This window comes from Umezawaea sp. NPDC059074, assembly GCF_042738955.1.
Classification (GTDB): Bacteria; Actinomycetota; Actinomycetes; order Mycobacteriales; family Pseudonocardiaceae; genus Umezawaea.
Window position 1 is genome coordinate 19,877 of record NZ_JBHYHC010000124.1, and the last position, 8,512, is coordinate 28,388.

The 8,512-nt window shown below is 72.4% G+C and carries 4 protein-coding genes; all 4 read left to right on the top strand.

Features of this window, described 5'->3' with window-relative positions:
• Positions 1–9 precede the first annotated feature (9 nt).
• Entirely contained in the window at positions 10–1,185 is a 1,176-nt protein-coding gene (locus ACFWW9_RS36605; protein WP_390386932.1) for a Gfo/Idh/MocA family protein, read from the top strand.
• 31 nt (positions 1,186–1,216) lie between these two features.
• Positions 1,217–6,898, top strand: a complete 5,682-nt coding sequence (locus ACFWW9_RS36610) for a ThuA domain-containing protein (RefSeq protein WP_390386933.1) — start codon at positions 1,217–1,219, stop codon at positions 6,896–6,898.
• 8 nt (positions 6,899–6,906) lie between these two features.
• The gene (locus ACFWW9_RS36615; RefSeq protein WP_390386934.1) at positions 6,907–8,001 is read left to right on the top strand and encodes an inositol-3-phosphate synthase; all 1,095 of its coding nucleotides are present in this window, start codon (positions 6,907–6,909) and stop codon (positions 7,999–8,001) included.
• On the top strand, positions 7,998–8,512 hold a 515-nt coding region (locus ACFWW9_RS36620), incomplete at its 3' end, for an SCO3242 family prenyltransferase (RefSeq protein WP_390386936.1). The genes ACFWW9_RS36615 and ACFWW9_RS36620, both read left to right, overlap by 4 nt.

Genomic DNA, 8,512 nt, shown 5'->3' on the forward strand with positions numbered 1-8,512 from the left:
GGGAAAGCGATGACCGCACACATCGGCGTGGGCCTGATCGGCTACGCCTTCATGGGCGCCGCCCACTCGCAGGCGTGGCGCACCGCGCACCGGGTGTTCGACCTGCCGCTGACCCCGGACATGGTCGCGCTGTGCGGCCGGGACGAGGCCAAGGCGCGCGCGGCGGCGGGCAGGCTCGGCTGGGCGTCGGTGGAGACGGACTGGAAGGCGCTGGTGGCGCGCGAGGACGTCGGGCTGGTGGACATCTGCACGCCCGGCGATTCGCACGCCGAGATCGCCGTCGCCGCGCTGGCCGCGGGCAAGCACGTGCTGTGCGAGAAGCCGTTGGCGAACACGGTCGCCGAGGCTGTCGCGATGGCCGAGGCGGCGCGCGCGGCGCGGGAGCGGGGCGTCCGGTCGATGGTGGCGTTCAACTACCGCCGCGTGCCCGCGCTCGCGCTGGCGCGCAAGCTGATCGCCGACGGCAGGCTCGGCACGATCCGGCACGTCCGCGCCCAGTACCTCCAGGACTGGATCGTGGACCCGGACTTCCCGCTGGTGTGGCGGCTGGACAGGGCGAAGGCGGGCTCGGGCGCGCTCGGCGACATCGGCGCGCACATCATCGACCTCGCCCAGTTCCTCACCGGCGACCTCATCACCGGGGTCAGCGGGGTCACCGAGACCTTCATCACCGAACGCCCGCTGGTCGCCGAGTCGTCGGGGCTCACCGCGGCGGGCAGCGCCGAACGCGGGCAGGTGACCGTGGACGACGCCGCCCTGTTCACCGCGCGGTTCGCGGGCGGCGCGCTCGGCTCGTTCGAGGCCACGCGGTTCGCCACCGGCCGCAAGAACGCCATGCGGATCGAGGTGAACGGGTCCGCGGGCAGCGTCGCGTTCGACTTCGAGTCGATGAACGAGCTGTCGTTCCACGACCACACCGAGGGGCCGGACACCGCCGGGTTCCGCCGGGTCCTGGTCACCGAGGGCTCGCACCCGTACCTGTCGGCGTGGTGGCCGCCGGGGCACGGCCTCGGGTACGAGCACGCGTTCACCCACGAGGTCTTCGACTTCGTGACGGCGATAGCGGAGGAACGAGATCCATTACCGTCCTTTGAGGACGGTCTGAGGGTGCAGCGGGTGCTGGCCGCGGTCGAGACGAGCGCGGCGCGGGACAGCACGTGGACGAGTGTCGAGGACGCACTGTAGGTCGGTCGCACGTCGGGGGAAGGCAAGGACAATGGTCAGAAGGCTCTTCGTCCTGGTTCTGGCAGCGCTGCTCGCGCTGGGCGGTGGCGCGGCGTCCGCGCTCGCCCAGCCGGTCGCGCTGCACGTCGAGTTCAGCGCGCTGGTGTTCAGCAAGACGGCCGGTTTCCGGCACGACTCCATCCCCGCGGGCATCGCCGCGATCCAGGCCCTCGGCCGCGACCACCACTTCGACGTGGTCGCGACCGAGGACGCGGGGGCGTTCACCGACGAGAACCTGGCGAAGTTCCAGGTCGTCGTGTTCCTGTCCACCACCGGCGACGTGCTGGACGCCACGCAGCAGGCGGCGTTCGAGCGGTACGTGCGCGGCGGTGGCGGCTACGCGGGCGTGCACGCCGCGTCCGACACCGAGTACGACTGGGCCTGGTACGGCAGCCTGGTCGGCGCGTACTTCAAGCAGCACCCCGCGCAGCAGCAGGCGACCGTGAAGGTCGAGGACCCGGCCCACCCGTCGACGGCGGGCCTGCCGAGCCGGTGGAGCCGGTTCGACGAGCTGTACGACTTCCGCACGAACCCGCGCGGCACCTCGCACGTGCTGGCTTCGTTGGACGAGAAGACCTACAGCGGCGGCACGATGGGGTCGGACCACCCGATCTCCTGGTGCCGCGACTACGACGGCGGCCGCTCCTGGTACACCGGCCTCGGTCACACCATCGAGTCCTACTCCGACCCGCAGTTCCTGTCCCACCTGCTCGGCGGCCTGCGGACCGCGGCGGGCGTCGAGGCCGCGGACTGCTCGGCCGACCTGGACAGCGGGTTCGAGAAGGTCACCCTGGACGACAACACCTCCAACCCGATGATGCTGGAGGTCGCCGCCGACGGCCGCGTCTACTACGTGGACCGGCTCGGCGACATCAAGGTCATCCGCCCGAACGGCGGCGGTCTCGCGGCGGTCGGGCACCTGGACGTGTTCACCGCCAACGAGAGCGGCCTGCTCGGGCTCGTGCTGGACCCCGGTTTCGCCACCAACCGGTGGATGTACCTGTACTACTCGCCGCCGGGCGTGACCGTGGACCGGTTGTCGCGGTTCACCCTCCGCGCCGACGACACGCTCGACCCGGCCAGCGAGAAGGTCGTGCTGGACGTGCCGGTGCAGCGCGAGGAGTGCTGCCACCACGGCGGCGGCATGGCGTTCGACCACGCGACCGGCGACCTGTGGCTCGCCAACGGCGACAACTCCAACCCGTTCGCCTCCGACGGCTACAGCCCGATCGACGAGCGCGCGGGCCGCTCCACCTGGGACGCCCAGCGCACCTCCGCGAACACGAACGACCTGCGCGGCAAGGTGCTGCGCATCCACCCCGAGGCCGACGGCACCTACACCGTCCCCGCGGGCAACCTGTTCGCGCCCGGCACGGCGAAGACCCGGCCGGAGATCTACGCGATGGGCTTCCGCAACCCGTTCCGCATCGGCGTCGACCCGAAGACGCACAAGCTGCTCGTCGCCGACTACGGGCCGGACGCGGGCACCGCCTCGCCGACCCGCGGGCCGGAGAACACCGTGGAGTGGAACATCCTCAACGGGTCCGGCAACTACGGCTGGCCGTACTGCGTGGGCAACAACAAGCCGTACGTGGACTACGACTTCGCCACGGGCACGTCCGGCGCGGCCTTCGACTGCGCCGCGCCGAAGAACACCTCGCCCAACAACACCGGCCTGACCGACCTGCCTCCGGTGGTCCCGGCGACGGCGTACTACCACTACAACGCCGACCCCGCGTTCCCCGAGCTGACCGGCGGCGCGCCGATGGCGGGCCCGACCTACCGGTACGACGCCGCCTCCACCTCGGACCGCAAGTGGCCCGCGTACTGGGACGGCAAGGCCGTCTTCGGCGAGTGGACGCAGGACGACCTGTACTCGATGCAGCTGTCGTCCGACGGCGGCGAACTCGTCGACATCAACCGGATCTTCGCGTCGTTCGGCTTCAAGAAGCCGATGGACTTCGAGTTCGGCCCGGACGGGGCGCTGTACCTGATCGAGTGGGGCTCCGGGTTCGGCGGCGACAACACCGACTCCGGCATCTACCGCATCGACTACGTGCGCGGCCACCGTGAGCCGACGGCCAAGGCGAGCGCCGACAAGACCAACGGGTCCGCGCCGTTGCAGGTGAAGTTCTCCAGCGAGGGCTCGCGCGACCCGGACGGCGGTGAACTCGCCTACGCCTGGGACTTCGAGGGAGACGGCACGGTCGACTCGACCGAGGCGAACCCCGGCCACACGTACCCGGCGGTCGGCAACTTCACCGCCACCCTCACGGTGACCGGCTCCGGCGGCAAGTCCGCGAGCGCCAGCGTGCCGATCACCGTCGGCAACACCGCGCCGACCGTGACCCTGACGCTGCCGCCCAACGGCGGGCTGTTCGAGTTCGGCGACCAGATCCGGTACAGCGTCACGGTGTCCGACCCCGAGGACGGCACGATCGACTGCGCCCAGGTCGGGTTGCAGGCGATCCTCGGCCACGACTCGCACGGCCACCCGCTCGACCAGTACACCGGCTGTGAAGGAACGGTCCAGACGACGCTGTCGTCCGGGCACAGCGACGGCGACAACATCTTCTACGTCCTGGAGGCGTCCTACACCGATCACGGCGGCGTGAACGGGGCCCGTCCGCTGACCGGCCGGTCGCAGGTCGTCTTGCAGACCAAGCGCAAGGAAGCCGAGTACTTCACCGCCACCGGCCGGGTCGAGGGCGGCACGGGCACCGGCGGCGCGGGCGTGGTGCCGGAGACGGCGTCCGACCCCGCGGGCGGCGGCCAGGACATCGGCAACATCGAGGACGGCGACTACTGGACGTTCGACCCGGTCAGCCTGACCGGCGTCGACGGCCTGCGGTTCCGCGCCGCGTCCGGGTCCGGCGGCGGCCGGATCGAGGTCCGCGCGGGTTCCGCCACGGGCACGCTGCTGGGCACGGCCGTCGTGCCGGGCACCGGCGGGTGGCAGACCTACCAGGACTTCCCAGTCCCGCTCACCTCACCGCCCACGGCCAGTGGTCCGCTGTTCTTCGTGGTCCGCAAACCCAGTGGCAGCAACGACAACGGCGGCCTGCTCAACGTCAACTGGGTCGACTTCCTCGGCCGCGGCGTCACGCTGAACCAGCGCCCCGATGTCACCGCGACCGCCACGCCGACTACCGGCACCGCACCGCTCACGGTCGCCTTCCACGCGGCGGCGACCGATCCCGAGGGCGACACCCCGCTCACGTACTCGTGGGACTTCGGGGTCTCGGGAGCGCCGAAGCCGACCACGGCCGACGCGGAGTACACCTACCAGCAGCCGGGCGACTACCACGCGGCCGTGACCGTGACCGACAGCAAGGGCGCGGCGCGGGTCGAGCACGTGCACGTCATCGTCGACGGCGCGGGCCCCGGCTGCCTGTCCGGCCGCTCGGACGCGTTCGGCGACGCGCAACTCGACCGCGCCCGGTGGACGGTCGTGCGGGAGAACCAGGACCTCCGGGTCGCGGGCGGGGCGCTGCACATCCCGACCGCGCTCGGCGAGATCTACGGCTCAGACAACAGCACGCCCGTGCCCAACCTGGTCGTGCAGCCGATGCCGTCCGGTCCCTGGCAGGCCACCACGAAGGTGAGCCTGGTCGCCCGCGACGCCTACCAGCAGGCCGGTCTGGTGCTCTACGGCGACGACGACAACTACGCCAAGATGGTGCTCAGCGCCGCGGGCGCGAACGACGCCGCGAACCGGCGGTTCCAGTTCATCCGCGAAGAGGCGGGCGTGCCCAACGAGGTCGGCGACTCCAACGTCGGCCCGCTCGGCGCGGCCTACCCGGACACCGCGTACGTCCGGTTCACCAGCGACGGCACGAAGCTGACGGCCGCGTACTCGCGCGACGGCGCGGCGTGGACGGCGATGCCGCAGACGGACAAGCTGATCGCGGGCATCCCGAACCCGCGGATCGGGCTGATGTCGTTGGCCAGCACCGGCAACCGGCCGGTGGTCGACGCGGCGTTCGACTGGTTCCAGCTGGAGCAGGGCGCTCCCGGCGTCGACGAGTTCGACGGCGGCGCGCTCGACACCTGCCGGTGGGACACGGTCGTGCGGCCCGACCCGACCGCCACGCGGGTGACCGGCGGCAACCTGGAGATCGACACCAGCCGCGGCGACATCTTCGGCGGCGACAACTCCGCGCCGAAGAACTTCTTCCTCCAGACGCCGCCCGCCGGTGACTGGACGCTGGAGACCAAGGTCGACGCGAGCGCGTTCTCCGAGGCCTACCAGCAGGGCGGCCTCATCGCGTACACCGACGACGGCAACTACGTGAAGCTCGACCACGTCACCAACAACCAGCCCGGCCAGGCGGTGAACCGGCGGATCGAGCTGCGCAGCGAGGTCGGCGACGTCGTGCAGAACCCGCAACCCGAGATCGGCACGACGCAGGGCGTGTCGTGGCTGCGGTTGTCCAAGCAGGGCAGCACGTTCCGCGGCTACGCGTCGACCGACGGGCAGACGTGGACGTCGGTCGGCACGGTCGACAACACCGCCGTCGGCTCGGCGAAGGTCGGCCTCTACGCCTTCGGCGTCGGGCAGACGGCGTCGAAGACGGCCAAGTTCGACTACTTCCACCCGACGTGGGGCCGAGCGGTCGACGTCACCGCGCCGGTCACCACGGCCACCACCGACCCGGCGACCCCCGGTGCTTCCGGCTGGTTCACCGGTCCGGTCTCGGTCGTCCTGACCGCCACCGACGACCAGGCCCTCGCCCGCACCGAGTACGCGGTGGACGGTGGCGCGTGGTCGCCGTACACGGTGCCCGTCGCGGTCGCCGAAGGCGCCCACACCCTCGGCTACCGGTCGGTGGACCAGGCGGGCAACGTCGAGGCGGCCAGAACCCTCGACGTGCGGGTCGACACCACCGCGCCGTCCACCAGGGCCACCTTCGCCGACCCCGGCGACGGCGGCTGGCACCAGGGGGCCGTCCCGGTGACCCTGACCGCGACCGACGCCGGGTCCGGCGTGGCCTCGGTGGAGTACGCGCTCGACGGCGGGGCGTGGACGGCCTACACCACGCCCGTGGACGTCACCGGCGACGGCACGCACACCCTGCTCTACCGGGCGAAGGACCGGGCGGGCGCGGTGGAACCGGACAAGGCCGCCACGGTGAAGATCGACGGCACCAAGCCGACCGTGCTGGTCTCCGGCATCGCCGACGGCCGGATCTACGGCGACAGCCAGGACCTGCGGATCAGCTGGCAGGCGGTGGACAGCACGTCCGGCGTCCGCTCGGTGCTCGGCACGTTGGACGGCGAGGTCTTCCGCTCCGGCGCGTCGCTGCCGCTGCACGAGCTGGCGCTCGGGCTGCACCGGCTGACGGTCGCCGCGACCGACCAGGCGGGCAACCGCACCACGCAGGAGGTCGCGTTCGGCGTCACGACGTCCAGCCGGGACATCGCGAACCTGATCACCCGCTTCCAGGTGACCGGGTGGCTCAGCCAGGTCGACGCGAACGCGTTGCAGGCGCAGCTCACCAAGGTCCGCAAGGCCGAGGCGAACGGCAACGACGTCAAGACGATCGCCGAGCTGCGCAAGTTCCGCGCCCTCGCGGACGGTCAGATCGCGGAGGTGCGCGGCGTGCTCGCCCGCGACACCGACGCGCTGATCGCCGCGCTGTCCGGACCGCTGCCCGCCATGCGACAGGAGTAGGGGACACCATGGGCCGGATCGGGGTGTGGCTCGTCGGGGCACGGGGCTCGGTCGCCACCACCGCCATCGCGGGAGCCGCCGCGGTGCGGGCGGGGGCGGCGCCGCCCACCGGGTGCGTCAGCGAGCTGCCGGACTTCGCCGACGCGGGGTTGCCCGCGTGGTCGGACCTGGTGTTCGGCGGCCACGACGTGGTGGACACGCCGCTGGTGAAACGGGTGGAGCAGCTCGTGCACGGCGGCGTGATCCCGGCCAGGCTCGCCGACCTCGTGTGGACGGACCTCACGGTCGCCGAGGGCGAGATCCGCTCCGGCGCGTCGGGCGACCCGGCGAGGTTCGCGGCGGACATCACGGCGTTCCGCCGCCGCAACCGGATCGACCGGGTGGTCGTGGTGAACGTGGCCTCGACCGAGCCACCGGTCCGGCCCCACCCCGCCCACCAGCACCTGTCCGACGTGGACCGGGCGCTGGACACCCTGCCGCCCAGTTCCCTCTACGCCTACGCGGCCATGCGGGCGGGCTGCGCCTACGTCGACTTCACCCCGTCGACGGGGGCGTGGCTGCCCGCGCTGGACGAGCTGTCCCACGTCATGGGCGTCCCGTACACCGGCCGGGACGGCAAGACCGGGGAAACGCTGCTGCGGTCCGTGCTGGCCCCGATGTTCGCCCGGCGCGCGCTGAGCGTGCTGTCCTGGTCGGGCACCAACCTGCTCGGGGGCGGCGACGGCGCGAACCTCGCCGACCCCGGCCCGGCCGCCAGCAAGAACGCGGCCAAGCAGCGGGTGCTGGAGGGCGAGCTGGGCCACCCGGTCGACGGGCGGGTGCACATCGACCACGTGCCCGCGCTCGGCGACTGGAAGACCGCGTGGGACCACGTCCTGTTCGAGGGCTTCCTGGGCACCCGCATGACCCTCCAGGTCACCTGGCAGGGCTGCGACTCCGCCCTCGCCGCGCCGCTGGTCCTGGACCTGGCCCGGTTCATGGCCACGGCCGAGACCCCCGGCCAGGTCCCGGAACTGGCGTTCTTCTTCAAGGACCCGCTCGGTGTCGGCCCGCACGGGCTCATGGCCCAGTACGACGTGCTGCGCGACTGGGCCCGCCGGTGAACGCCCTCGTCGAGCTGGTGCGGGCCCCGGCGGCGCTGACCGTGCCCGGCGACTCGCTGGTCGGCGCGGCCGTGTCGGGGCGGCCCGCCAACGCCGGGCTGGCGGCGGCGTCGGTGTGCCTGTACTGGGCGGGCATGGCGCTCAACGACTACGCCGACCGCGAGCTGGACGCCGTGGAACGCCCCGAGCGGCCGATCCCGTCCGGGCGGGTGCGTCCGTCGACCGCGCTCGCGCTCGCCACCGGCCTCACGGCGGCGGGCCTCGGCCTCGCCGCGCTGGCGGGCGGCCGGAAGGCGCTCGGCGTCGCGGTGCCGTTGGCCGCCACGGTCTGGGCGTACGACCTCGTTCTCAAGGACACCCCGCTGGGCCCGGTCGGCATGGCCGCGGCCCGCGCGCTGGACGTCCTGCTCGGCGCCGACGGGGTGAAGCGGGCGGTTCCCGCCGCGCTCACCGTCGGCGCGCACACGCTCGCGATCACCGTGCTGTCGCGCTCCGAGGGCTCGGGGGCGAG